The organism is Halorubrum rubrum (genome assembly GCF_024494685.1).
GTDB classification, from domain to species: domain Archaea; phylum Halobacteriota; class Halobacteria; order Halobacteriales; family Haloferacaceae; genus Halorubrum; species Halorubrum rubrum.
Genome location: NZ_JANHDM010000004.1, coordinates 12,638 through 36,472 on the forward strand (window position 1 = coordinate 12,638; position 23,835 = coordinate 36,472).

Sequence of the window (23,835 nt, forward strand, 5' to 3'; positions counted from 1 at the left end):
GTCAGGCGTCGAAGTCCGGGAGGTCGTCGGGGGCCTCGTACTCCGACTCCCACTCGATGTACTCGTCTTTGAGGGTGTCACAGACGACCTGACCCAGCTCCGTGAGCCCGGCGTTGATCGCGGAGACGGAGCCCCACGAGTCGAGGTCCGCGTGGTAGTTCTTCTCCTTCCAGTCCTCGGGAACGCCCGGCGCGTGATACCCCACGCGGTCGGCGAAGGAGTCCCAGAAGAAGTCGAACCGGGAGACGAGACCGAGGTCCTCGATTATCCGCCAGTCCGACTCGTCGAGGTCGCTGTCGGCGGCCCACTCCGCGAACGCTTCCTCCCAGGCTCCCTCGCGCAGGAACGCCGACAGGTCGTCGCGGCGGTACTCGCCGCCGGCCACCTCGGCGTCCTCGTACTCGTTCGGGTCGACGGCGGACAGCTCCGGCGGGTCCGGCGTCTCGATGTCGAGCGACATGGTCGCCCGTCCGCGCCGCGGGGTCAAAACGGTGCGGGCTCGGCGGTCGGAGGACGCGACTCCGGAACTCGGGCACGACCGCGATCCGGTCCTTTTACCGCGCCGACCGAGTATCTCGGGACATGAACGTTCGCGCCCGTTCCCGACAGGTCGGGATCGCCGCCGCCCTCGTCAGCGCGCTCCTGCTCGCCGTGCCGTACGCGCTCGTTTCCGGATTCGACGCCCAGCTCGCCGGCTACTACACGGCCGGTCCCGTGGGAGCCGGCGGGATCGCCCTCTTCGCGCTGTTGAGCGCGGTCGTGTTCGCCTCCGTCGAGCAGGGGAACGTCGATCCGGGGACGCTCGCCGGCGCGCTCGTCGTCCTCGGGAGCGTGACGACCCTGCTCGCGGCGGTCTGGTGGCTCTCCGTCGAGCCGACGACGATGTTCGGCGAGTACCGGTGGCTGGAGTACCACGCGCTCGCCGTGACCGTCGCGTCGCTGCCGGTCCCGGTCTCCGCCGGCGTCTACGCCCGAGAGCTGCTCGGGTAGGGCTCGATATCCGGACGCCGACGCCCCCGGACGACCTCCCGTCCCGCGAACGAAAGGCCCTTATGGGGCACCCATGTATGTCGAGGCGGACTAGGTCGGGCGGTTAGGCCCCGCTCGTCACCCGTGAGGTAGTCTTCAGCGGGGACCGAACACCGGGCGCGTCCGGATAGACCGGCGCGGGCCCCGAGAGCCAACGTGGAAGCCTCGTCCGCCGGGGACAGCGGTCCGCGGCGCCCGCTCGCAGGAGCGGTCCGTCGCGGTTCGCCGGCGACAACGGGTCAGGCGCGGAAGCGAGCAGCCCACCGCCGGACGCCCGTCGCTCGTCGGGTCGCGGGGTGGAGGAGGCAACCGGGATACCCCGTGCCGGAACGTCGGGCTACCCCGGCCGTCCACCATTCATACCGGATCGGCAGTCGCGTAGCGGCCGTGCTCAGTGTTCTCCGCCCGTGCCGCGCCGATCGGAGTCGAGATCGATGTCGAGCCCCTCGAGGACCTCCTCCGCCTCCTCGCGTTTCTCCTGGTGTTCCGCGAGGAACTCGCGCATGAGTTCGGCCGCCTGCTCCTTACAGCCGCCACAGAGGCGCTCGCCGTTCACGCACTCGGAGTACACCTCGGTCGCGAGGCCGTCGTCGTCGCCCGCGAGCAGGTAGGCGTACAGCTCGTAGACGGGGCACTCGTCGGCCTCGCCGCCGAGTTCGCGCTGCTCCTCGGCCGTGTCGCGTCCCCCGGTCGTCGCCGACCGCACCTTGTCGTAGCCGTCCTCGGGGTCGTCCAGAAGCGAGATGTGGCTCGCGGGGATCGACGAGGACATCTTCCCGCCGGTGAGCCCGGTCATGAAGCGGTGGTAGATCGAGGAGGGCTGCCGGAAGCCGAAGCCGTCGTGGTCGATCTCCACCTCCCGCGCCAGCGACTCGGCCGCCTCCCGCGTCATCTCGAACGCGTCGACGTGGCCCTCGAAGACGCGCTTTTCTCCCTGTACCGCCCCGATCAGCGCCTCGAACGCCTCGTCGGTGGCGTTGCGGTCGAAAAAGCGGACGCGCGGTCGGAGCGGCTCCTTGCCGCCGGCCCGGAGCTTGTCGAGGGCGCTCGCCTTGGCGGCCTCGAGGTCGACCTCCTCGGCGTCGACCGCCGGCGGCTCGTAGTCGGCGAGCCACTCGGCGGCGTCCTCACAGCGCACGTCGTCGGCGTCACGGTTGACGGCCTCACCGTCGTCGTCGCTTCCGTCGCCCGCCAGCGCGTCGTAGGCCGCCCGCACCAAGGTCCGCTCCGCGTCGTCGAGCTCGAAGCTCGCGAACGCCTCGGTCACCTTGAAGTACCGGAGCCGGGTCGCGAGGTCGCGCGTCAGCCGGACGTGCGGGTCCTGGTCGGGGCCGACCGGGATCACGGTGGGTTTCGGCTCGTCGACCAGCTGCGGGTAGAGGATGTCCGCGGTCTGGGTGACGACGCTCTGCATGTGCGAGATGTTCGTCTCGCCGTCGAAGCCGTAGATCGCCTCGAACTCCGAGAAGTTCGCCTTCGACCCCAGCTCGAACCCGAGGTCCTGGACCTCGCGGTTGTCGGACTGCCGGTAGAGCTCGCCCGCCTCGGGGTCGAACCCGAGCGCGAGCAGCGAGAGGAGGTAGCTCCGGGCGTGCTCGTCGATCTCGTCCCACGACATCCCGCGGGCCGAGTGGGCCTCCAGGTCGGCGATCAGCCCGAACACGTCGCCGCCCCGCCGTTGGTGCCAGATCAGCTCGTCGAACACGAGCTTGTGGCCGATGTGCGGGTCGCCGGTGGGCATGAACCCCGAGAGCGCGGCGAACGGCTCGTCGTTCGCCATCGCCTCGGCGACCGCGTCGTACTCGCGGTGGCCGAAGATGACGCCGCGGCGCATCAGGTAGTGCGGGTCGACCACGTCGTCGGCGACGTCGTCGAACGCCTCGATGCCGAACTCGGCGAACAGGTCGGCGTAGTCGCCGACCGACGCCGACCCCCACGGGTCGAGCGCGACGTCCTCGCTCGGCTCGCCGTCGGCGCGCTCGGTCCCGCCGTCCGTGCGGGGGGTGTCCTCGTCCATACCTCCCCTCCCGTCGGTCGACGCAAAAACCGTTCGCTTGCGCGGGAGCGGCTCGCGGGCGGGTCGGGACGACGCCCGCGCGTCGCTACCCACCGACCCGCGCGCGCCGGCGCTCCCCCGACCTCACGGCGTCAGCCGCCCCACCGAGAGCCACTCGATCCCGGCGTCGGACCCCCCGCCGGCCGCGCCGTCGTCGACCAGCGCGAACAGCAGCTCCTTGCGGACGCCGCCGGCGAGCCGCACGTCGAGCGAGAGCTCGCGCGGCGCGAACGCGTGGTCGGGAGCGATCACCCGCACGAGGTGTTCGGAGTGCGGGAGGTCCTCGACCGTCTCCACGTCGAGGTACGTCCGGAAGTCCGCGCCGAACTTGAACCCCGTCTTGGGAACCGCCCGGCGCTCGCGGAGGTCGCGGTAGGCGGCGAGCCGGCGGTCGAACCGGTCGCCCTCGACGGCGCGGCCGCGGGCGACGACCGCGGCCGCGGCGCTCGCGGACTCCTCGTCCGCGTCCCGTCCGCCGTCGTCGACGACCTCGGAGAGACTGAGGCTCCCGTCGGCCGCGAGCGACGCGGCCTCGACGAGCGAGAGCTGGACGATCCCCTCGACGGCGGCCGCCCGCCCAGTCAGCGGCTGGCCGTAGAACCCGCGCTCGTAGAGGTCGGGCGGCGCGCCCCAGACGGCGACGCGGTCGGAGAGGAGGACGCCGGTCAGGTCGTCGGGCGGGTCGTAGTCGGTCGAGCCCGCCAGGTCCGGACGACCGGCCTCGAAGTAGGTGATGTCGCTCTCCTCGTCGACGACGGCGAGGGTCTGGCCGGCCACGCCGGCGGCGGGGACCGACTCGCGTTCGCCCACGACGCGCACCAGGTAGCGGACGTCCCCGGCGTCCGGCGTCGACCCGCGCTCGTAGGCGACGACGTCGACGGCGTCGGGCACGTCCGCCCGGCCGCCCGGCCACGGCTCGCGGGCGGGAGAGAGGTAGAACCCGCGGTCGCGGAGGTCGGCGTAGACGAGGTAGCGCACCGCGAAGCGGTCGGTCGCGGCGGCGCTGTCGACGAAGAACCGCTCGAACCCGACGGGGTCGGCGCCGGACGCGAGACGAACCCCGGCGAGGTCGCCGCGGAACAGCAGGTGGGCGGTCTCGACCCGCGAGAGCTCGATCGCGTTCCCGCCCACCGGCCGACCGTAGCCGCGCGAGTCGTAGAACCGCTGTCTGGCGTCCCCGCCGACGTGGACGGCGTCGCCGCGGAGGTCGCCTGTCGGTTGCATGCCTCCACTCGCGGCCGGCCAGGGTAAGGGGGTTGCGGTCGGCGGAGGCGCGTCGCGGCCGGCGGAGGCGCGCGTCGCGACCGGCGGACGCCCCCGAGTAAGGGTAAAGGACCAGCGGACGGAAGGCGACGCATGAACGAGACCGCCGGCGTCAGGCTCACCGTTCGCGCCGCCGAGAAGCGCGACGCGGGCCGCGGCATCGCCAGGCTCCCCGAACCCGCGCGCAAACGACTCGGCCTCCTCAGCGGCGACACGGTCCGGATCGACGGCGAGCGCTCCGCCGTCGCGAAGGTGTGGCCCGGCGGCCCCGACGCGCGGGACGGCTCCGTCCTCATCGACGCCGACACCCGCGCGAACGCCGGCGTGAAGGTCGGAGACGTCGTCACCGTCAGCCCCGTCGACGTGGTCGACGCCGAGCGCGTCGTCCTCGCCGCGCCCGCCCGCCTCGCGTCGGTGGACGTGAGCCGCGAAGTCGTCGAGCGCGCGCTCGCCCGCGACCTCCGCGACCGGCCGATCTCCCGCGGCGAGGCCGTCCACGTGGAGCGGCTCGGCGGCCTCCGCTTCGTCGTTCGGGAGACCGATCCGAACGGCACCGTCCGGGTCGCGGGCGGCACCGACGTGTCGGTCGCCTACGCGGACGCCGACGGAGCGCGGGATCGATCCGGGCCGGCCGCCGGCGATCGGAGGGGAACCGGGACGAGGGCTGGAACCGGGACGAGGGCCGGAACCGGGAGCGAGACCGGAACCGGTGCCGACGCGTCCGACGAGACGCGGGAGGCCGGTTCGACGCCCGGAACCGACGGTCGCCCCGCGGGCGAGGGTGGGCCCCCCCCGGCGGAACACACCGCCGGCGCGACCTACGAGGACATCGGCGGGCTCGACGAGGAGCTGGAGCTGGTGCGCGAGACGATCGAGCTGCCGCTCTCGGAGCCGGGCGTGTTCACCCGGCTCGGCGTCGACCCGCCGAAGGGCGTCCTCTTGTACGGGCCGCCGGGCACCGGGAAGACGCTGATCGCCCGCGCCGTCGCCAACGAGGTGGACGCGACGTTCATCACGGTCGACGGCCCGGAGATCATGTCGAAGTACAAAGGCGAGAGCGAGGAGCGGCTCCGCGAGGTGTTCGAGCGCGCGAGCGAGGACGCCCCCGCGATCGTCTTCTTCGACGAGATCGACTCGATCGCGGGAAAGCGCGACGACGGCGGCGACGTGGAGAACCGCGTCGTCGGCCAGCTCCTCTCGCTCATGGACGGGCTCGACGCGCGCGGCGACGTGATCGTCATCGGGGCGACGAACCGGGTGGACTCGCTGGATCCGGCCCTCCGCCGCGGCGGTCGGTTCGACCGCGAGATCGAGATCGGCGTCCCCGGCGAGGCGGGCCGCAGGCAGATCCTCGACGTCCACACGCGGCGGATGCCGCTCGCCGACGACGTGGACCTCGACCGGATCGCGAGCCGGACCCACGGCTTCGTCGGCGCGGACATCGAGGGACTGACCCAGGAGGCGGCGATGACCGCGCTCCGGCGCGCCCGTGAGACCGACGCGCGGGCGCTCGATTCGGTGACCGTCACGCGGGCCGACTTCGAGGCGGCCCACGCCGCGGTCGAGCCGAGCGCGATGCGCGAGTACGTCGCCGAACAGCCCACCACGGACTTCGGGGACGTGGGCGGACTCGACGGGGCGAAAGCGAAGCTGGAGCGGGCGGTGAGCTGGCCGCTGACGTACGGTCCGCTGTTCGACGCCGCGAACGCGGACCCGCCCACGGGCGTCCTCCTCCACGGGCCGCCGGGGACCGGAAAGACGCTGCTCGCGCGGGCGATCGCGGGCGAGAGCGGGGTCAACTTCATCCAGGTCGCCGGCCCCGAGCTGCTCGACCGGTACGTCGGCGAGTCCGAGAAGGCGGTGCGCGACCTCTTCGACCGGGCCAGACAGGCCGCCCCGGTGATCGTCTTCTTCGACGAGATCGACGCGATCGCGACCGACCGCGACGCGGCCGGCGGGGGCGACTCCGGCGTCGGCGAGCGCGTCGTCTCACAGCTGCTCACGGAGTTGGACCGCGCGAGCGACAACCCGAACCTCGTGGTGCTCGCCGCGACGAACCGCCGGTCGGCGATCGACCGCGCGCTGTTGCGCCCCGGTCGGCTGGAGACGCACGTCGAGGTGCCCGAGCCGGACCGCGAGGCGAGGCGGGCGGTGTTCGCGGTCCACACCCGCGCGAAGCCGGTCACCGACGACGTCGACCTCGAGCGGCTCGCGGACGGGACGGACGGTTTCTCCGGCGCGGAGATCGCGGCGGTCTGCCGGGAGGCGGCGATGACCGCGATCGAGCGGGTCGCGGACGAGCACGGCGAGGCGGCCAACGACCACGCCGACGAGGTCGCGATCAGCGGCGAGGACTTCGAGACGGCGATCGCGAACGTGGCCGCCTCGCGGCAGTGACCGCCGCGCTACGCGTCGTCCTCGACGGTCCCGCCGTCGCCGCCGTTCGTGTGCCCGTGCTCGTGGACGCCCGCCCCGTCGAGGGTCTCCGGCCCCTCCGCGTCGAACTCGTCGACGGGGGTGACGCTGTAGTCGACGGTGAGGGTGTCCTTCGTGGCGCGGACCTTCCCGACGAACGTGGAGATCTCGGAGAGGCTCCCCTCCAGGACGAAGAGCTCCATACAGTAGCGGGAGCCGACGTGGTTGTGGAAGTTTGAGGCGACGAGCCCCTCGTGTTCGTGTCGCAGCCGCATCATCCGCTCCTCGACGCTCGTCGTCTCGTAGTCGAAAAGCACCGTCACGACCGCCATCAGCCGGCGGTCCTCCAGCCGCGCGTCCTCGAACTCGCCGAGGAGGTTTCGGGAGGCCTCCCGGACCACCTCGCTGCGCCCGGTGTAGCCGTGTTCGTCGGCGAACTCGTCGATCCGATTGAGCAACTCCTCGGGCATCGACACGCTGACGACGGTCATATGTAATAACCCACACCCTCTATATTGTTAACCTTTTAGGTCACAATCGTCGCTGCCGACGTCGTCGGATCGGTCGGCGTGGGGTCGGTCGTCGTCGGATCGGTCGGCGTGGGGTCGGTCGTCGTCGGATCGGTCGGCGTGGGGTCGGTCGTCGTCGAGTCGATCGTTCCCGGTCTCGACGCGGTCGGAGAGCCACTCGTAGTGGTCGAGGAGGGCGGTCTCGCCGGCGTCGGTGAGCGCGTACACGTCGGCGAGTCCCTGGGGTCGTCGGGTGAGGTAGCCGGCCTCGACCATCGCGGTGAGGGTCCCGTAGAAGCTCTGCGGGTCGATCCGCTCGTCGTAGTGGGTCTCGAGCCGGCTCTTGAGCGACTGCGCCCGCAGCTCGCCGGCCTCGTACACCAACACACAGCAGTCGCGCCGCCGCCCGCTGTGGAACCACTTCGTCATACCCCGCGTTCCGGTCGCGGCCTCACGACGGTTTCGGTCGATGCCCGTGAACGCCGTTCGCGGACGGGCGGTCACCGTGTCGGCGTCGGCGAACTCACCACGGGCGGTCCCGGAAGCCACGGGCGTAGGTTCCGCGGTCCCGCATCGTTTCGTCCCGCGCCCCAACCGTCCGCGTCGCAACCGTCCGCGTCGCAACCGTCCGCAACCGTTCCGCACCGCGACCACACCTCACGCCTCCCCAGCCTCGCCGCGGCCGCCGACGGCGGCCGCGGGCTCCCTCGCGCACGACTCGCGGCTCCGCCGCTCGTTTCGCGCGCGCCACGGCGATGGACCCGTGTACGGAGAGCCCTCCCGTCAGCCCACCTCGAACAGTTCGTCGAACGCCTCCACGCGGCGGTCGCCGAGGACGCACCGGCCCCGGTCGGCGTGGCCGACGCGCTCGACGTGGACCGCGTCGAGCCCGGCGTTCCAGGCCGCGCCCACGTCGCTCTCGCCGTCGCCGGCGTAGTACCCCCGGTCGCGGGACTCGACGCCCATCGCGTCCATCGCGACCTCCAGGGGACCCGGATCGGGCTTCCAGCCGGTCTCGTCCGTACAGCAGACGACCGCGTCGAACCGGGAACCGAGGTCGAGCCGGTCGAGGACGGGGTCGGCGAGGAACCGCTGGCAGTGGGTGACGAGCCCGACCGGCCGCCCCGCCGCGTCGAGCCGGTCGAGCAGGCGGGCCGCGTCGTCGTGGAGGTACGTCGCCTCCGCGCGGGCGATCGGGTCCTCCACGTCGTGAAAGGCCGGCCAGAAGCGGTCGGGGTCGATCCCCATCCCGCGGAGGGTCCCGGCACGCGACCCGCCGAGCCCGTGCCAGAGGACGTACGCCTCGCGGTCGGAGAAGCGCCGGCCGAGGCGGTCGCCGACCCGGTCGAACACGCCGCGGGTGTACGCCCACTCGGCGTCGACGAGCGTCCCGTCGAGGTCGAACAGGTGGAAGTCGTACTCGGCGAGGACCATCGGATCCGTCGGTAAGCTCCCGGTGGATAAGTGTATTGTGGAGCGTGCGGGCCGGTCGTGCGGGCCCGACGGTACCCCGGCGCGTAGCGCCGGTGACGAGGCCGAGGTGGCGTGAGGTGCGGTGTGGGACGGGTTCGAGAATCCGCGCCCGCGACTCCCGGATCGTTCCTTCGACGCCTCTCACGTCGAGATACCCGCTCCCCCTCCCGCGACTTCGCCGTCCGCCGGCGATCGATCGACGGCTCAGTCGCCGCCGACGAACGGGAGCGGGATCTCGAGCGCGACGGCGAACGCGGCGGCGGCCACCCCGAGCAGCCCGACCGCGATCGGGATCATGACCGGCGATCCGTCGGCCGCGCCGATCGCCGCGATCCCGCCGAACCAGAGCAGCACGACGGCGAGCGCGAGCAACACGATCGTCCAGAACACGTTCATCAGCGCGTCCTCGACCGCCTTGCGGACGATCCAGTAGCGTGTCGACGCGTCGACGTCCGGCGCGTCCCCGTCGTCGCCGGACGGCCGATCGCGGGTCTCGGCCACGTCGTCGGATGGAGGGCTCACGGCCGGAACCCACGGGTCGATCCCGTATATATCGTGACGGTCGTAGTGGTCGTGGCAACCGGACGGTCGTGGCGACGCCGCGGCATCAGTCCCGGACGTGGATCGACGACCCGAGGTACTTGTGAAGCACCTCGTCGACCGACTCCGCGTTGAACCGGGAGCGGTCCGCGTCGATCGCGGCCTCGAGCGCGTCGAGGTACGCCCGGTCGGTCCGGAGCTCGCGGAACGCGACGCTCTCCACCTCGACCCCCAGCCGCTCGCCGAGGAACCGGCGGGCCGACGGCTCGTCGCCGACCTCGCCGCGCCAGAGCCGGTCGCGGAACAGCAGCCACCCCGCCGCGCCGGGCTCCGCCGCGGGGACCTCCACCGTCGTCTCGAAGCGGTCAGGGTCGGTGCGCGCCCCCTCGGGATCGATCCGAAACGTGACGCGAAAGACGTAGGCGGCGTTCACGCCCGTGTCGTCCACCGATCGGAGCATAACGGTTTCGCCCGGCGTCGGAACGCGCCGCTTCGCCCCGTCGGCGGGGGCGACTGTCAGCGAGGACGAACGACAAGCTACATACGACCGCGCGGCGTTGTCCCGGCCATGCTGGACCGGCTCCGCTCGGCCGTCGAACGCGCGTACCTGCGGTACCTCCACCGGCGGGTGGAGACGGTCCCGACCCACGTCGCCGTCATCCAGGACGGGAACCGGCGGTACGCCCGCGAGCGCGGCGACGACGCGCCGGACGGCCACCGCGCGGGCGCGAACACGACGGAACGCGTCCTCGACTGGTGTGCGGACCTTGGCGTCTCGGAACTGACGCTGTACGCCTTCTCGACGGAGAACTTCGAGCGACCCGACGAGGAGCTCGAGCCGCTCTTCGACCTCCTCGAGACGAAGCTCCTGGAGTTCGCCGACGCCGACCGCGTCCACGACCAGGGCGTTCAGGTCCGGGCCATCGGCGACGTCGACCGGCTCCCGCCGCGGGTGCGCGAGGCGGTCGACTACGCCGAGCGCCGGACCGCCGACAACGACCGCTTCACGCTCAACGTCGCCCTGGCGTACGGGGGACGCACGGAGCTGCTCGACGCGGCCCGCGGCGTCGCCCGCGAGGTCGCGGCGGGCGACCTCGATCCCGCGGACGTGGACGTCGGGACGGTCGAGCGCCGGCTGTACGACCGGCCGATCCGCGACGTGGACCTCATCGTCCGGACCGGCGGCGACGAGCGCACCTCGAACTTCCTGCCGTGGCACGCCAACGGCAACGAGGCGGCCGTCTACTTCTGTACGCCCTACTGGCCCGAGTTCTCCGAGGTGGACTTCATGCGGGCGATCCGGACGTATCAGGCGCGGGAGGCGTCCTGGCGGCGCGCCCGCGCCGAGCGCGCCGCGGCGCTGGTCCGAGCGATAGCCGAGGTGGAGATCGCGGAGGCCAGGGGGGTGGCCCGACGGCTCCGCGGCCGGCTGCCGCGGAGCGAGATCGACGTCGTCGCCGAGGAGCTTCCGGAGGGCGAGGACGTTCCCGCGGCCGAGGCGGTTTCGTCGCCCGCGACCGCGAGCGTCGCGTCGGCCGTCGACGCCGACGACGAGTCCGAGCCGGCGGACTGACTCGGCGAAAAGAGGGGCCGTACCGACCCGGATATCCCCGCGAGCACCCGCTACGCCGGGTTCTTGCGCGTGAGGTCGCTGCCGCAGATCGGACAGCGCTCGCGGTTCTCCTCGAAGGTCCGACTACAACCGACACACTGGAACCGCCACTCGCGCTCTTCGGTGATGCCGTCGCGGGCGATGGGTTCCACGCCCAGATCGAGTCGCTCGGCGACGTTCTGCATCGCGTAGTCGTCGGTGACGAGGGTGGCGTCGAGCTCGAGCGCGGTCGCGATCAGCCGCACGTCCGTCTCCGAGAGCTCCGCGGCGTCGCCGGAACCGCGGGCCGCGCGCTGGACGTTCGTCACCGCCTCCGGGGCCGGCACGTGGATCGTCATCCCCGAGCCCTCCATCGCGTCGAAGCGGAGCGCCGTCTCCCCCTGGAGCTCGTCGTGGACCTCCGGGACGGAGACCACGGGGTCGTCGGTGGTGTACTCGTGGATGAACGCGGACGTGTCGAGAACTCTCATCAGCGGCCGACGACGATGTAGTCTTTCACCGCCCGCACGTTCGCGACCGGCACCAGGAGCCGCCCCGTCTCGTCGACGTCGAACGTGACGCGCTCGGGGTTGAGCTGTTCGTGCGGGCTCACGAGCAGGTGGTGGAGCTGCCCCGACTTCAGGTCCATCGTGATGTTGTACAGATCGCCGAGCTCGGTCCCGTCCGACCCCATCACCGCCTTCCCCGAGAGGTTCTCCGCCAGGATGTTCGCCATGTGCGCACACTTCCGGTCGACGGTATTAAACGCCACGGGGCGTCGGACGGACGGCCGACGGATCGCGGGGTCGCCGCGGGCGCGTCCTGAAACACTTAACTGACGCCCGAGCCGAACGGAAGACAACGACCTTCTCGGGGCGATTCTCATGACTGACGACACACACACGGACACCCTTCGGACGCCGATCGTCGCCGTGCTCGGCCACGTCGACCACGGCAAGACGAGCCTCCTGGACAAGATCCGCGGCTCCGCGGTGAGCGAGGGCGAGGCCGGCGCGATCACCCAGCACATCGGCGCGACCGACATCCCGCTCGCGACCATCTCGACGATGGCGGGCGAGCTCGTGGATCCCGACGACTTCGATCTCCCCGGACTGCTCTTCATCGACACGCCCGGCCACCACTCCTTCTCGACGCTTCGAGCGCGCGGCGGCGCGCTCGCCGACATCGCGGTGCTCGTCGTCGACGTCAACGACGGCTTCCAGCCACAGACCGAGGAGGCGATAGACATCCTCCGGCGCACGGGGACCCCCTTCGTCGTCGCCGCCAACAAGGTGGACACGACGCCCGGCTGGAACCCCCAGGAGGGCGAGCCGATCCAGCGGAGCCTCGAAGCGCAATCCGAGCGTGCGGAGTCGATGCTCAACGAGAAGCTCTACGAGATCATCGGTCAGCTGTCCGACGCCGGCTTCTCCGCGGACCTCTACTGGCGGGTCCAGGACTTCCAGAAGAACATCGGGGTCGTCCCCGTCTCCGCGCTGACCGCCGAGGGGATCCCCGACCTGCTCGCGGTGCTGATGGGCCTCTCCCAGCGGTTCATGAGAGAGGAGATGGCCATCGACGTCTTCGGTCCCGGCGAGGGGACCGTCCTCGAGGTGAAAGACGAGCGGGGGTTCGGGGCCACGATCGACACCGTGGTGTACGACGGCGTGGTGAAAAACGGTGATCGGATCGTCGTCGGCGGACAGAACGATCCGATCGTCACGGAGGTGCGTGCGCTGTTACAGCCCCGTCCGCTCGAGGAGATCCGCACCGAGAAGAAGTTCGAGAAGGTCGCGGAGGTCGGTGCGGCCGCGGGGGTGAAGATCGCCGCGCCCGACCTCGACGACGCGATGGCGGGCGCGCCGGTCCGGGTCGTCCGCGACCGCCCGGTCGAGGAGGTGATAGCGGAGGTGAAAGCCGAACTCGCGGAGATCGAGGTCGACACCGCGGAGGACGGCGTCGTGATCAAAGCCGACACCCTCGGCTCGCTGGAGGCGATGGCGAACGCGCTCCGGGAGGCGGAGGTTCCGATCCTCCGCGCCGAGGTCGGCGACATCGCCCCGCGCGATATCGCCGTGGCGGAGACGGCCAACCAGGAGGAACACAAGGCGATCCTCGGCTTCAACGTCGACCTCCTCGCGAACGCCGAGCGGGAGCTCGAGAGCGCCGACGTCAAGCTGTTCACGAACGACGTGATCTACCAGCTGATCGAGGACTACGAGACGTACGTCGAGGAGCGCAAACGCGCCCAACAGGAGACGGTCCTCGACAAGGTGGTTCGCCCCGCCCGCTTCCGGATCCTGCCCGATCACACCTTCAGACAGAACGACCCGGCGGTCGTCGGCGTCGAGGTCATCTCCGGGACGCTCCAGAACAACCGCAACGTGGGCTACTTCGAGGGTAACGAGTTCGAGCGGGTCGGCGGGCTCTCGGGGATCCAGAAGCAGGGCGAGGACGTCGACGAGGCCCGCGCCGGCGAGCGCGTGAGCATCGCGATAGACGGCCCCACCGTCGGCCGCGACATCGCGGAGGGCGACACCCTCTGGACGGAGCTGCCCGAGAAACACGCGAAGATCTTAGAACAGGAGCTCAGAGAGGAGATCACCGCCGACGAGCGCGAGGCGCTCTCGGGGTACCTCGACACGCGCCGCAAGCGGGACCCCTTCTGGGGGAAGTGACTCGCGGGGGACGACCGATTCAGTCGTCGGCGGGCGCAGCGCCGGGCGTCGCCGCGCCGAGCCCGGAGGCCATCCCCGCGACGACGGTCTCGTTGCCGGCGACCCACCGGAGCAGCAGGAACGCGAAGACGTACTTCGCGACGATGTCCATGCCGCTGTACGCCCACGAGGTGATCGCGACGTCGAGCACCGCGAACCCCTCCGCGCCGAGCGCCCAGAAGATCGGGTAGCCGAGCCACAACACCACGGTCAGTACTTTCAGCGTGTCGAAGATGTCCGCCGTGCCGGCCGCCTCGGCGTCGGCGGACCACTCGACGAGGAGAACGTACAGCACCACGGCGAAGAACGCGCAGCTGACCGCGTACCAGAACCAGCGGAGCGCGTACGAGGACGTGGTCAACGCGGCCGCCAGTCCCGTGACGCACATCCCGATGTCGGCCACGATCGCCGTGAACAGCTTGGTGACGTTCGACCCGGCGAGCAGCCCGAGCGCGAGCAGGATCATCGGCGTCGACAGCGCCCACGTGAGGTACCGCCCCCACATCGTGAGCACCTCCTCGCCGGCGAGCCTGTGACCGGCCGGCATCTCGAGGAAGCTCACCGTGAGCCCGGAGGCCAGTCCCAGGTAGCTCGAGATGGAGACGAGCGGGACCATGAGCGTCGCGACGAAGATGAGCTGTGCGCGCGGGTCCTCGACGGTTCGACCCATGTAGACGAAAAGCAGGATCGACAGCCCCGCGAGCGCGATGTTCGCCCAGAAGGAGAGGTTCAACAGCTGATCGGCTCGTATCTCTCGATACACCTCGGTCTGTGTCATCTCCAAGGGGAGGGCCTGTGACGCCACCGTCAGGTCAGCCGCGGCTATCTCTATCATACGGTATCCTCAGGTTAGCGGGAAACGGCTTAACCGATGTACCCAACCAGTGTGGTGTTCGACCGGAAGTCGGGGACTGCGAGGCGGTCGTCGGGAGCGGTTCCCGTTCGACGGGGCCAACCGCGGTATTGAAACGGCCGAAACTCCGAGGGCGAGTATGTACCGGAGACGGTTCCTGGAGCGTGCCGGCGCGGCCGGCGTCGCGGTCGGGACCTCGCTCTCGCTCGCCGGCTGTCTCGCGGACCAGTACGACGTCGGGATGACCGCGACCGGGTTCGTTCCGGACGAGATAACCGTCGAAGTCGGAGACCGCGTCGTCTGGGAGAACACGAGCGTCCGCGGACACACCGTGACCGCCTACGAGGACGCGATCCCCGAGGAGGCCGACTACTTCGCCTCCGGCGGGTTCGAGACCGAGGCCGCCGCCCGCGAGGCGTGGTCGGACTTCGGCGGCCGCCTCGAGAACGGCGATCGGTTCTCACACACGTTCTCGGTCCCCGGTCGGTACGACTACGTCTGTATTCCCCACGAGACGGGCGGGATGGTCGGAGCCGTGGTCGTCGAGGGGTGACCCGGCGTCGGGGAACCGGCTGACGGCACTCCCCGTCACCGGCCGGTCGGAGCCGACGAAACCCATTAGCGCACGCGCGCCCAACCCACGATGACCACGCGATGGACCCATCCAGTCTGCTCGGCGTCGACGTCCTGTTGTTCCTCGCGATCGGCCTGCTCGGCGGGGCCCACTGTATCGGGATGTGCGGGCCGCTCGTGACGACGTACGCGGCCCGGATGGACCCAGACGCGGGCCGGACCGACGGCGGGAGGCACGGGTCGGGCGCGGCGGACGGCGGCGCGAGCGGCGCGGCGACGACCCGGACAGACCGCGACGCCCGCGGCGGCCACCTCACCACCTACGAGGTGCGCCAGCACGCGCTGTTCAACCTCGGCCGGACGGCGAGTTACGCGCTGATAGGGACGGCGCTCGGCGCGCTCGGCGGGGTCGTCCTCGTGACGACCGCGACGATCACGGGCACCGCGGGGACGATCCGCGGCGTCGTCGGCCTCGGGGTCGGCGCGCTCGTGATGGCCGTCGGGATCCGGTACGTCCTCGGCGGCGCGACCGGCGGCGTCCACCTTCCGGGCCTCCAGCGGGTCACGGGGTGGCTGACCGGCCGCGTCGACCGGCTCGCGAACGGACCGGGGATCGTCGCGCTCGGCGCGGTCCACGGCCTCCTCCCCTGCCCGATCCTCTACCCGGCGTACCTGTACGCGTTCGCCAGCGGGTCGGCCCTGTCGGGCGGACTGGCGCTGGCCGCGCTCGGCGTCGGGACGATGCCCGCGGTGTTCCTCTACGGTACCCTGATCGGGAGCGTCGACGCGGTCCACCGCCGGCGGGTCCACCGCCTGCTCGGGGTCGCGTTCCTCGCGCTCGGGTACGTCCTGTTCGCGCACGGGCTGCTGTCGCTCGGGATCCACGTCCCGCATCCGCGGCTTCCGTTCTGGAACCCGCTCGACGCGGGGATGGGCGCGATGACCGTGATGGACTGGACGGCAGGGATGGACTGGACGGCAGGGATGGACTGGACGGGCGGAACGAGCGGAACGGCCGGCCATGGGGGTGGCTGAGGTGGCCGAACCCGCCGATCGCTCCGCCGGAGCCGCTCCCGACTGTACGCTCTGTGACCTCCCGACCGAGGGCGTCGACGTCGTCGACGACGACGGCAACCGCTTCTGCTGTGTCGGCTGTCGGGACGTGTACGACGCGCTCGGCGACGTCGACGTGGACGCCGAGGACGTCGCGGCGCGGCGGGACCGGAACGGCGAAGGGGGCGACGCCTCGGACGACGCCGCCGGCGACGACGCCGTCCCGGCCGACCACGAGGCGACGTTCCTCGAGGTGGACGGGATGCACTGTGCGACCTGCGAGGCGTTCATCGAGACGGTCGCGACCGACACGGAGGGCGTGAGCGCCGCGAGCGCCAGCTACGTCACCGACACGGTTCGGATCGACCACGACCCCGAGAGCGTCTCCGCGGACGGCCTCGCGGACACCGTGAGCGGGCTCGGTTACAGCGCGTACTCCCGCGACGACGCCTTCTCGCGGCGGCAGTCGAGCAACATGGCGACCGCGCGACTCGCGATCGGCGTGCTCGTCGGGATGGCGGTGATGCTCCAGTACGTCGTGTTGATCTACCCGACGTACTTCGCGTTCCCCTTCTACAACGAGCGGACCCTCGAGTACCTCAATCAGGCGATGTCGTCGACGTCGGGGACGTACTTCTTCATCGTGATCGGCGTGTTGACGACGATCGTCCTCCTCGTCACCGGCAAGCCGATCCTCAGGGGGGCGTACGTGAGCGCGCGAACGCGATCGCCGAACATGGACCTGCTCGTGGCGATCGCCGCCGTCAGCGCGTACCTCTACAGCACGCTGGCGGTCGCGCTGCTTCCCGACCCCTCCATCTACTACGACGTGACGGTCGCGATAATCGTGATCGTCACCGTCGGCAACCACTACGAGTCCTCGGTCAAACGGCGGGCGACCGAGCTGCTCTCCGATCTCACCGCGGTCCAGGTCGACACCGCGAGGCGGGTTGGCCGGGCGGGAGAGGGGGAACACGACGAGAACGGGTCCGACGGCGAGCCGACCGAGGTCGCGCTCGACGCGCTGGAGCCGGGCGACCGCGTCCTCGTCCGCGCGGGCGAGCGGGTCCCGGTCGACGGCGAGGTCCTCGAGGGCGACGCCGCGGTCGACGAGTCGGTCGTGACGGGGGAGTCGATGCCCGTCCGCAAGGAGCCGGGCGACGCGGTCGTCGGCGGCTCCGTCGTCGCCGACGGGTCGCTGACGGTCGCCGTGGGCGAGAACGCGAGCTCCAGTCTCGACCGCGTCGCGGAGCTCGTCTGGGACCTCCAGAGCGGGAACCACGGGGTCCAGAAGCTCGCCGACCGGCTCGCGACCGTCTTCGTCCCCGTGGTGCTCGCGATCGCGGTCGTCGCCGCCGCGGCCAACCTCGCGCTCGGCAACGGGGTCGCGACCGCGATGCTCGTCGGGCTCACGGTGCTCATCGTCTCGTGTCCGTGCGCGCTCGGGCTCGCGACCCCGCTCGCGGTCGCCGCCGGGCTCCGCGACGCGCTCGAGCGCTCCATCGTCGTCTTCGACGACACCGTCTTCGAGCGGATCCGCGGGGCCGACACCGTCGTCTTCGACAAGACCGGCACGCTCACCACCGGCGAGATGCGGCTCCTCGAGCGCGACGTCGACGACGACCTGCTCGCGCTCGCCTCGGCGCTCGAGTCGCGCTCGGCGCACCCGGTCGGGCGGGCGATCGCGGCGGCGCGGGCGGACGGGGCGGACGGGACCGGCCACGGGGGAGACGCCGGGAGCGGAGCCGTCTCCGCCGACGGCGGAACGGTGGCCGAGGGAGCGACCGACGACGCCGACCGCGACGCCGCGCCCTCCGACGCGTCCGACGCGGACGAGCCGACCGTCGAGGGCTTCGAGAGCCACGCGCGGGGCGTCTCCGGCGTCGTCGACGGGACCGAGGTCGTCGTCGGCCACCCGGACCTGTTCGACGAGCGGGGCTGGGCGGTGCCGGAGGCGGTCCGCGAGGCGGTCGCGGTCGCCCGTGACGTGGGACGCGTCCCGGTCGCGGTCGGGCGCGACGGCGCGGCCGAGGGCGTCGTCGTCGTCGGCGACGAGCTGCGCGAGGGGTGGGAGGAGACGGTGACCGCGCTCGCCGACTCGGGCGTCGAGGTGGTCGTCCTGACGGGCGACGACGCGCGCGCGGCGACCGTCTTCCGCGAGCACGACGCAGTCTCGTCGGTGTTCGCGGGGGTTCCCCCGGAGGGGAAAGCCGAGACGGTCGAGCGGCTGAAGGGTCGCGGGCGGACCGTGATGGTCGGCGACGGCACGAACGACGCGCCCGCGCTCGCGGCCGCGGACCTCGGCATCGCGCTCGGGGGCGGCACGGCCATGGCGGCCGACGCGGCCGACGTGGCGATCGTCGACGACGACCTCGCGTCCGTCGAGACGGTCTTCGCGCTGTCGCGGGCGGCGGGCCGGCGCGTGAAGGGGAACATCGGGTGGGCGTTCCTGTACAACGCGGTCGCGGTCCCGCTCGCGGTGACCGGCCTCCTGAACCCGCTCTTCGCCGCGGTCGCGATGGGCCTGTCGAGCCTGCTCGTGGTGACGAACTCCTCGCGGCCGCTGTTGAAGGAGTGAGGATGGCGGGTCGAGCGTCGGGCTCGTTTTTGCTCGACGCTTCGGATCGATGTCGTTTCTGACGCGTCCACCTGCGGAACTGATGTGAACGGTTCTAACGCGCCGTTTTCAGAACCGAAAACGAGCGTCTGACCACCGTCAGACTGCCTTGTGTCGCGTTCACACACCCCGACGAGTTCACACAAAGCATTTATACTGAACCCTACAACACACGGTCGCAACCCCTATCCGAAATGCGTCAGTGGACGAGTACTCCCCGACCGAGTCCGGCCGCACAACGAGACGTGGTAGGCGACGACGACCGGGCGCGTCACGGAGGTCAGGAGAAAGCCGCTGATGCGACGCAGAACGAAACACAACAACAATGACAAACGAAACAAACACACGCAAGAAGGCTAGCGCGGTCTTCTTCAGCCTGGTCATGGTACTCTCCGTGACTGCGGTTGGCTTCGCTGGCTTTGCCGGGTCCGCAGCGGCCCTCGGAGCCAACGACGGCTATGTCGATATTGATGGAGACCAAGTCCAAGGAAGTGTCGTCTTCCAGGGTCAGAACGTCTACCTCGTCGGTGACTCGGTAGACTCCGCGTATAACGACGACTCTGTAAGCAATACTGTCAACCTGCGTCGGGCTACTAACTACGACGATGAAGGTGACACAGTCACAAACAGCCAGCAGGTCGAGCAGCTTGAGATCGAAGAGTTAACCGAGGACTTCCCGCAGGATGTGCGAGATGCAGCTAATGCGGGCGATGCTGTCGTCGAGATCGACACGGACGATCTCGAAGCTGACGACTACTTCGTCCGTGGTGCCGGAGATCTCGCGACGAACCCTGAGCAGAGTGAAACCTTCGAGGTCACGGTACAGGACCTCTCCACTGAGTTCGACGACGAGGAAGTCACTGACGAAGGTTCGAACGCAGTGACCGAGCTCGACATCAGCTCCGACCGTGGAGCGTACTCGATGAACGCGAGTGCTGACGGCGATCTCAGTGAAACGGAACTCGTTAACCTCTTCGTTACTGGTGAGAACGTGGATGTTAACGATGATGGGTACATTACTGACGAGTTCGACGCAGACGAGGAAGTCACTGTACAGGATGTCCGTGACTACCTCATCGCTGCGCGTGATAAGGTGTCTGTCGACGACGCTGGTAACCCGGTTCTTGAGAACCCTGACGAAGAAATCGAAGTTGACGACGAAGATACCGGTGTCACCCTGACCGAACTCGTCGAAACGGATGCTAATCCGTTCGGTGTTGTCGCGTACAATACCGACGAGGAAGATGCTGACGAGCAGGTCGCTCTGTATAATCAGGGCGACACCGCCCAGGACGTCTCGTTCAATGGCGTCGACACGGACGAGTACGAGTTCACCTTCGAAGTCGGTGACACCGAAGCAGAGGACAGCGCGTCCATCACGGTGAACGAGCAAGACACGACCGGTGACTTCAGTCAGGGTGTCTACACCCAGGCTGCGGGTGACATCGCGAACATGACGCTCGAGCTCGAAGACACCGACGACGCGTACGTCCAGATCGGTGACGAAGAATCCGGATTCATCGATGTCCTCTACGTGGAGGACGACGACGATGACGGCGAAGTCACCTTCCAGGTCAACACCCGGACGCTCGGTACCAGTGCCGACTACGATGATGTCTACGACTCTGAAGAGGACATCGTCGAGAGTGAGATCCACTCTGATGGTGGACTTGGGGACGATGCGCCCGTCTACCAGGACGAGGACGAAAACCTCCTCGGCGATGAGGGCAACTTCAACGACTACCTCAACGAGTTGGATCTGATCGATGATGAGGAAGACGGAACGGACCAGCTGGTCCGGCCGCTCCAGCCCACGAACTACGAGGTTGCTGCGAACGGGAACGACGTCTTCATCGTGAACGACGACGAGGAATCCGAGCTCGACAACGAGGTCGACCTCGCGACGCTCGAACTGACGGAGCCCGGCGTCGGCGACATCCAGACGTGGACGGCCCCGTCCGGGAACGCTGACGACGACACCGAGCTTCAGGACGTTCTCGACACCGTGAACGAGACGGACGAGATCGCCGAGGATGACCGCCTGGTCATTCAGGCCGAGGCGAACGGTATCTACGGCCACATGGTCCAGATCGAGGACTTCGACGCGCTCGACGACGGGTTCAGCGCGGGCACCCTCGACGAGATCGACACCCGCACGGGTGAAGGTGTGAACATCGAGATCGAGGCCGACGACGCGACCGGAAACCAGGACGCGACATCGCTCAATCTCGCTGACGCATCTGAGAACGACATCCTCGTGCTCGTCGACAACGAGAACGGGCAGATGTACATCATCGCGGACACGAGTTCCAGCGGCACCTTCGACGGCGACCTCGATCCGGACGCCGAGTTCACGGCCGAGATCGAGTACGAGGGTGACGAGGACAATCGGTTCGAATTCGATGAGGACGGTAACGGTATCCTCGGTGGAGCTGGCGGCGACCAAGACGAGGCTGCCTTCCCGTACTTCCCGGCCGAGGACGACGTGACGCAGACGTCGACGGCCGAGTTCACGATCGCCGACCGCGACGCGACCTTCGACAACGTCGACGGTGACGAAGTCCAGGTCGCACTCGGCGAGGAATCCACCGTCAGCGGCATGACGAACGTTGCACCCGGCTCGGACGCCAGCGTGCGCATCCAGTCCGATGAGGGCGTCACGCCCTCGTTCGTCGAAACGACTGACGTCGAGATCAACGAGGACGGCGAGTTCAGCGGCGAGTTCGACGTGAGCGCTCAGTCCGTCAACGACACGGGCGAGGTCAGCTTCCGTGTCGCCGGTAGCTCCATCGCCGACTCGGACATGCGGATCGTCGAGACGGTCGGCGAGCCCGCTAACTTCGAAGTCTCCGACCTCGACCCGCAGGACGTGACCGTCACGCAGGGTGACGCGATCGACGTCTCCGCGACGATCGAGAACACCGGCGAGAACTCGGCCACGCAGACGGTCGAGTTCCAGGTCGACGGTGACGCGGTCGCCGATCAGGACGTCGAGCTCGACGGCGGCGAGGACACCACGGTCGAGTTCACGGACATCGACACGTCCAGTCTCGACCCCGGTGACTACGAGCACGGCGTCTTCACCGACGACGACAGCCAGACGGCCACGCTGACGGTCGAAGAGGCTGACGACGGCGGTGACGACGACGGTGAGACCGACGACGGCGAAACCGACGACGGCGAGACTGACGACGGCGAGACCGACGACGGCGAGACCGACGACGGTGAGGCCGACGACGGTGAGGCCGACGACGGTGAGGCCGACGACGGCGAAGCCGACGACGGTGAAGGTGACGACGGTGAGGAGACCGACGACAGCACGCCCGGCTTCGGCGCGCTCGTCGCTCTCGTCGCCCTCGTCGCCGCTGCCCTGCTCGCGACGCGGCGTCGCGACTAAGGCAGCCACCTCGCTCGAGTAACCACCGGCTCCGCGCCGGTCATTCGCGGAACTTCTTTATCGCGACGCTACCCCGACCAGCGGCGGTGCTCGGTCGGACCAGTTCTCTCCTACTCGTGACGAGAGGGGTGGCGACGAACCTATGTGTGTGTAGGATCTACACATAGGCCGATGGCCGAAGAAAAAACTCGCGTCGATTTCAACGCCCCGAAATCCCTCATCGAACGGGCCGACAGCGTCGTCGAGATCCTCGACGTTTCACGGACGCGCCTCCTCATCGATGCCCTCGAGGAGGAACTCGAAGCGCTCGCGAACGACGAGAAGTTCCGCCGGCGTCTCGGTGACGCCTACTACGACGGCCGCGTCGACTACGAGACCGTCGAAACGGTTCTCGGCCGTGAGGAAGCACTCCGAATGAAGCTCCTCCGCGAATCGATCGATCGGACTCCTCTTGAGCCTCGACTCGAAGACGATCTCCCGAGTGACGATGCCTTCTACGACGGCGAGATCCCGGAATGGACGGATTCTGCCTCGTCCGAATCTTCGGACGACGAGTCGCACGCCTGAGGATGCCGGAGAAAGCCGTCGCCGTCGTCGACACCAACGTGTTGTTGAATCTGGCGCTCCCCGTCGTTGACCGCCGTCCGAGGGCACCGTCCGGAGCGGATCCCCTCAAAACACTCCTCACCGCGTACGACGTTCACGTTCCCGCAAGCGTCCTCGGCGAACTCACCGATGCGACGGGGAGCGGTGACCTGCTGTCTGTAGCTGCCGACCTCGTGTTCCAGGCAGCACACCATCTGACGACCCACGACGTCGACGATCGAGTCGACGATCCGCTCGATTACGGCCTCGATCGCGGGGAGTCCGACTGTATCTGGCTGGCTAACGAGTTGGAGGCGGGTCTGTTCATCACCGACGAGTTCAACACGACCAACTACCTCCTCGTCACCCTCGCGCTCGACGATCGGAACGTCCTCTTCACGACGCCGCACGTCCTCTGTACGTTCGCGACTCGGGAGATTCTCCCCCTCGAATACGTTTCGGCCGCACTCACATACTATGTCGAGACCAAGGGATGGGACGCACAATACATCGATCGGCTTCGACGGCAGCATCTCGAGGATTGAATCCCTCTCGCCGATGTTCTCGACCGGGCCGAACCGCCCCGATATCGATCGTCTCACGACGCCGGTGAGTGACCCTCTCGCCCGCTACTCCACCGGAACCCGGAGGTCCGCGACGCGGCGCGCGCGATAGAACCGCACGTACCGGGTCGCGATCCGCCAGGCGACGACCGCGAGGCCGGCGCCGGAGGCGTTGGTGAGGACGTCGCCGTAGGTCGCGTAGCGGCCCGAAAGCGTCGACTGGAGCAGCTCGATCCCGGCCCCGTAGGCGGCGACCGCGAGGAAGACGAGCGCGAGCACTTGCCAGTCGGGTCGGGGCGTGTCGTGGAGGGTGTACGCGAACGTGGCTGCGAGCCCGCCGTACGCGAGCAGGTGAAGCCAGGTGGAGTAGCCGAGCAGTCCGAAGGGGCCGGTGCGGAAGGTGCCGCTGCCCGGCGCGGGCACGACCGAGTAGAGGAGGATGACGAGCGCGACGAGCGCGACCGCGGCCCAGCGGACGCCCCGCGGGATCAACGGCAGCCGGATCCGAGCCATGTACGCCCGGTGGCGGAGGCGTCGACCTAAAACGTCCGATCCCGAGACGCGAGTCGGGACGAGCGGGCGGTGAACGCGGCGACAACGG

23 protein-coding genes and 1 other RNA gene are annotated in these 23,835 nt (G+C 69.4%); 11 read left to right on the plus strand and 13 right to left on the minus strand.

What is annotated here, in order from left to right; all coding sequences use genetic code 11:
- Position 1: 1 nt before the first annotated feature.
- Complete coding sequence (locus NO889_RS05745) at positions 2–460, minus strand: DUF7992 family protein (RefSeq protein WP_256411327.1); 459 nt, start codon at positions 458–460, stop codon at positions 2–4.
- A gap of 122 nt (positions 461–582) precedes the next feature.
- Here NO889_RS05745 and NO889_RS05750 point away from each other — a divergent pair, with 122 nt between their 5' ends.
- On the plus strand, positions 583–990 hold the full coding sequence (locus NO889_RS05750) for a DUF7548 family protein (protein ID WP_256411329.1): 408 nt from the start codon (positions 583–585) through the stop codon (positions 988–990).
- A gap of 83 nt (positions 991–1,073) precedes the next feature.
- Positions 1,074–1,385: signal recognition particle sRNA (gene ffs / locus NO889_RS05755), an RNA gene on the plus strand.
- Between the two features lie 35 nt (positions 1,386–1,420).
- On the opposite strand, the gene NO889_RS05760 is transcribed toward ffs, so the two are convergent.
- Entirely contained in the window at positions 1,421–3,046 is a 1,626-nt protein-coding gene (locus NO889_RS05760) for a tryptophan--tRNA ligase (protein ID WP_256411330.1), read from the minus strand.
- Between the two features lie 123 nt (positions 3,047–3,169).
- Positions 3,170–4,309 carry a tRNA-intron lyase gene (gene endA / locus NO889_RS05765; RefSeq protein WP_256411331.1) on the minus strand — a complete coding sequence of 380 codons (1,140 nt, stop codon included), beginning with the start codon at positions 4,307–4,309 and terminating at the stop codon, positions 3,170–3,172.
- Positions 4,310–4,441: 132 nt separating this feature from the next.
- On the opposite strand from endA, the gene NO889_RS05770 reads away from it, so the two are divergent.
- The gene (locus NO889_RS05770; protein WP_256411332.1) at positions 4,442–6,745 is read left to right on the plus strand and encodes an AAA family ATPase; all 2,304 of its coding nucleotides are present in this window, start codon (positions 4,442–4,444) and stop codon (positions 6,743–6,745) included.
- An 8-nt stretch (positions 6,746–6,753) separates the two neighbouring features.
- Here NO889_RS05770 and NO889_RS05775 read toward each other — a convergent pair whose 3' ends face one another.
- The 5 genes from NO889_RS05775 to lwrS all read right to left on the minus strand — a co-directional run bounded on the left by NO889_RS05775 (position 6,754) and on the right by lwrS (position 9,718).
- A complete protein-coding gene (locus NO889_RS05775) occupies positions 6,754–7,254 on the minus strand; it encodes a CopG family ribbon-helix-helix protein (RefSeq protein WP_256411333.1) in 501 nt (166 codons plus the stop codon).
- A gap of 27 nt (positions 7,255–7,281) precedes the next feature.
- Positions 7,282–7,701: a PadR family transcriptional regulator gene (locus tag NO889_RS05780; protein WP_256411334.1), complete on the minus strand. Its 420-nt coding sequence runs from the start codon at positions 7,699–7,701 to the stop codon at positions 7,282–7,284.
- A 354-nt stretch (positions 7,702–8,055) separates the two neighbouring features.
- Positions 8,056–8,706, minus strand: coding sequence for an HAD family hydrolase (locus NO889_RS05785; protein ID WP_256411335.1), 651 nt, complete (start codon positions 8,704–8,706; stop codon positions 8,056–8,058).
- A 243-nt stretch (positions 8,707–8,949) separates the two neighbouring features.
- The gene (locus tag NO889_RS05790) at positions 8,950–9,267 is read right to left on the minus strand and encodes a hypothetical protein (protein ID WP_256411339.1); all 318 of its coding nucleotides are present in this window, start codon (positions 9,265–9,267) and stop codon (positions 8,950–8,952) included.
- 85 nt (positions 9,268–9,352) lie between these two features.
- The gene (gene lwrS, locus NO889_RS05795; RefSeq protein ID WP_256411511.1) at positions 9,353–9,718 is read right to left on the minus strand and encodes an LWR-salt protein; all 366 of its coding nucleotides are present in this window, start codon (positions 9,716–9,718) and stop codon (positions 9,353–9,355) included.
- A 135-nt stretch (positions 9,719–9,853) separates the two neighbouring features.
- Between lwrS and uppS the strand changes: the two genes are divergently transcribed.
- Positions 9,854–10,858, plus strand: a complete 1,005-nt coding sequence (uppS, locus tag NO889_RS05800; protein WP_256411340.1) for a polyprenyl diphosphate synthase — start codon at positions 9,854–9,856, stop codon at positions 10,856–10,858.
- Positions 10,859–10,908: 50 nt separating this feature from the next.
- On the opposite strand, the gene NO889_RS05805 is transcribed toward uppS, so the two are convergent.
- Both NO889_RS05805 and NO889_RS05810 read right to left on the minus strand, forming a co-directional pair.
- A complete protein-coding gene (locus NO889_RS05805) occupies positions 10,909–11,367 on the minus strand; it encodes an NOB1 family endonuclease (protein WP_149784758.1) in 459 nt (152 codons plus the stop codon).
- Positions 11,367–11,612, minus strand: a complete 246-nt coding sequence (locus NO889_RS05810; protein ID WP_256411341.1) for a PRC-barrel domain-containing protein — start codon at positions 11,610–11,612, stop codon at positions 11,367–11,369. The genes NO889_RS05805 and NO889_RS05810 overlap by 1 nt, the downstream gene beginning before the upstream one ends.
- Before the next feature lie 148 nt (positions 11,613–11,760).
- Here NO889_RS05810 and infB point away from each other — a divergent pair, with 148 nt between their 5' ends.
- Complete coding sequence (infB, locus tag NO889_RS05815; protein WP_256411342.1) at positions 11,761–13,554, plus strand: translation initiation factor IF-2; 1,794 nt, start codon at positions 11,761–11,763, stop codon at positions 13,552–13,554.
- Positions 13,555–13,573: 19 nt separating this feature from the next.
- On the opposite strand, the gene NO889_RS05820 is transcribed toward infB, so the two are convergent.
- Entirely contained in the window at positions 13,574–14,371 is a 798-nt protein-coding gene (locus NO889_RS05820; RefSeq protein WP_256411512.1) for a bacteriorhodopsin, read from the minus strand.
- Between the two features lie 214 nt (positions 14,372–14,585).
- Here NO889_RS05820 and NO889_RS05825 point away from each other — a divergent pair, with 214 nt between their 5' ends.
- From NO889_RS05825 to NO889_RS05835, 3 genes are all read left to right on the plus strand, one after another.
- A complete protein-coding gene (locus NO889_RS05825; RefSeq protein WP_256411343.1) occupies positions 14,586–14,999 on the plus strand; it encodes a plastocyanin/azurin family copper-binding protein in 414 nt (137 codons plus the stop codon).
- 101 nt (positions 15,000–15,100) lie between these two features.
- Positions 15,101–16,054, plus strand: a complete 954-nt coding sequence (locus tag NO889_RS05830) for a sulfite exporter TauE/SafE family protein (RefSeq protein WP_256411345.1) — start codon at positions 15,101–15,103, stop codon at positions 16,052–16,054.
- Positions 16,041–18,650, plus strand: a complete 2,610-nt coding sequence (locus tag NO889_RS05835) for a heavy metal translocating P-type ATPase (protein ID WP_256411346.1) — start codon at positions 16,041–16,043, stop codon at positions 18,648–18,650. The genes NO889_RS05830 and NO889_RS05835 overlap by 14 nt, the downstream gene beginning before the upstream one ends.
- A 700-nt stretch (positions 18,651–19,350) precedes the next feature.
- On the opposite strand, the gene NO889_RS05840 is transcribed toward NO889_RS05835, so the two are convergent.
- Positions 19,351–20,082, minus strand: coding sequence for a hypothetical protein (locus NO889_RS05840; protein ID WP_256411347.1), 732 nt, complete (start codon positions 20,080–20,082; stop codon positions 19,351–19,353).
- On the opposite strand from NO889_RS05840, the gene NO889_RS16435 reads away from it, so the two are divergent.
- The 3 genes from NO889_RS16435 (at position 20,071) to NO889_RS05855 (ending at position 23,216) form a co-directional block, all read left to right on the plus strand.
- Entirely contained in the window at positions 20,071–22,086 is a 2,016-nt protein-coding gene (locus NO889_RS16435; protein WP_256411348.1) for a BGTF surface domain-containing protein, read from the plus strand. The genes NO889_RS05840 and NO889_RS16435 overlap by 12 nt on opposite strands.
- A gap of 171 nt (positions 22,087–22,257) precedes the next feature.
- A complete protein-coding gene (locus tag NO889_RS05850) occupies positions 22,258–22,653 on the plus strand; it encodes a hypothetical protein (RefSeq protein WP_256411349.1) in 396 nt (131 codons plus the stop codon).
- 2 nt (positions 22,654–22,655) lie between these two features.
- Positions 22,656–23,216 (plus strand): hypothetical protein, encoded by a 561-nt coding sequence (locus tag NO889_RS05855; protein ID WP_256411350.1) that lies wholly within the window; start codon positions 22,656–22,658, stop codon positions 23,214–23,216.
- An 84-nt stretch (positions 23,217–23,300) separates the two neighbouring features.
- Here the strand turns inward: NO889_RS05855 and NO889_RS05860 are convergent, their stop codons facing one another.
- Complete coding sequence (locus NO889_RS05860; protein ID WP_256411351.1) at positions 23,301–23,747, minus strand: VanZ family protein; 447 nt, start codon at positions 23,745–23,747, stop codon at positions 23,301–23,303.
- Positions 23,748–23,835: the final 88 nt, after the last annotated feature.

Bases quoted from the DNA above. Each gene is read 5' to 3' on its own strand.
- NO889_RS05745 (WP_256411327.1), bottom strand. From the start codon at position 460: ATGTCGCTCGACATCGAGACGCCGGACCCGCCGGAGCTGTCCGCCGTC.
- NO889_RS05750 (WP_256411329.1), top strand. From the start codon at position 583: ATGAACGTTCGCGCCCGTTCCCGACAGGTCGGGATCGCCGCCGCCCTC.
- NO889_RS05760 (WP_256411330.1), bottom strand. From the start codon at position 3,046: ATGGACGAGGACACCCCCCGCACGGACGGCGGGACCGAGCGCGCCGAC.
- endA (WP_256411331.1), bottom strand. From the start codon at position 4,309: ATGCAACCGACAGGCGACCTCCGCGGCGACGCCGTCCACGTCGGCGGG.
- NO889_RS05770 (WP_256411332.1), top strand. From the start codon at position 4,442: ATGAACGAGACCGCCGGCGTCAGGCTCACCGTTCGCGCCGCCGAGAAG.
- NO889_RS05775 (WP_256411333.1), bottom strand. From the start codon at position 7,254: ATGACCGTCGTCAGCGTGTCGATGCCCGAGGAGTTGCTCAATCGGATC.
- NO889_RS05780 (WP_256411334.1), bottom strand. From the start codon at position 7,701: ATGACGAAGTGGTTCCACAGCGGGCGGCGGCGCGACTGCTGTGTGTTG.
- NO889_RS05785 (WP_256411335.1), bottom strand. From the start codon at position 8,706: ATGGTCCTCGCCGAGTACGACTTCCACCTGTTCGACCTCGACGGGACG.
- uppS (WP_256411340.1), top strand. From the start codon at position 9,854: ATGCTGGACCGGCTCCGCTCGGCCGTCGAACGCGCGTACCTGCGGTAC.
- NO889_RS05805 (WP_149784758.1), bottom strand. From the start codon at position 11,367: ATGAGAGTTCTCGACACGTCCGCGTTCATCCACGAGTACACCACCGAC.
- NO889_RS05810 (WP_256411341.1), bottom strand. From the start codon at position 11,612: ATGGCGAACATCCTGGCGGAGAACCTCTCGGGGAAGGCGGTGATGGGG.
- infB (WP_256411342.1), top strand. From the start codon at position 11,761: ATGACTGACGACACACACACGGACACCCTTCGGACGCCGATCGTCGCC.
- NO889_RS05820 (WP_256411512.1), bottom strand. From the start codon at position 14,371: ATGACACAGACCGAGGTGTATCGAGAGATACGAGCCGATCAGCTGTTG.
- NO889_RS05825 (WP_256411343.1), top strand. From the start codon at position 14,586: ATGTACCGGAGACGGTTCCTGGAGCGTGCCGGCGCGGCCGGCGTCGCG.
- NO889_RS05830 (WP_256411345.1), top strand. From the start codon at position 15,101: ATGGACCCATCCAGTCTGCTCGGCGTCGACGTCCTGTTGTTCCTCGCG.
- NO889_RS05835 (WP_256411346.1), top strand. From the start codon at position 16,041: ATGGGGGTGGCTGAGGTGGCCGAACCCGCCGATCGCTCCGCCGGAGCC.
- NO889_RS05850 (WP_256411349.1), top strand. From the start codon at position 22,258: ATGGCCGAAGAAAAAACTCGCGTCGATTTCAACGCCCCGAAATCCCTC.
- NO889_RS05855 (WP_256411350.1), top strand. From the start codon at position 22,656: ATGCCGGAGAAAGCCGTCGCCGTCGTCGACACCAACGTGTTGTTGAAT.
- NO889_RS05860 (WP_256411351.1), bottom strand. From the start codon at position 23,747: ATGGCTCGGATCCGGCTGCCGTTGATCCCGCGGGGCGTCCGCTGGGCC.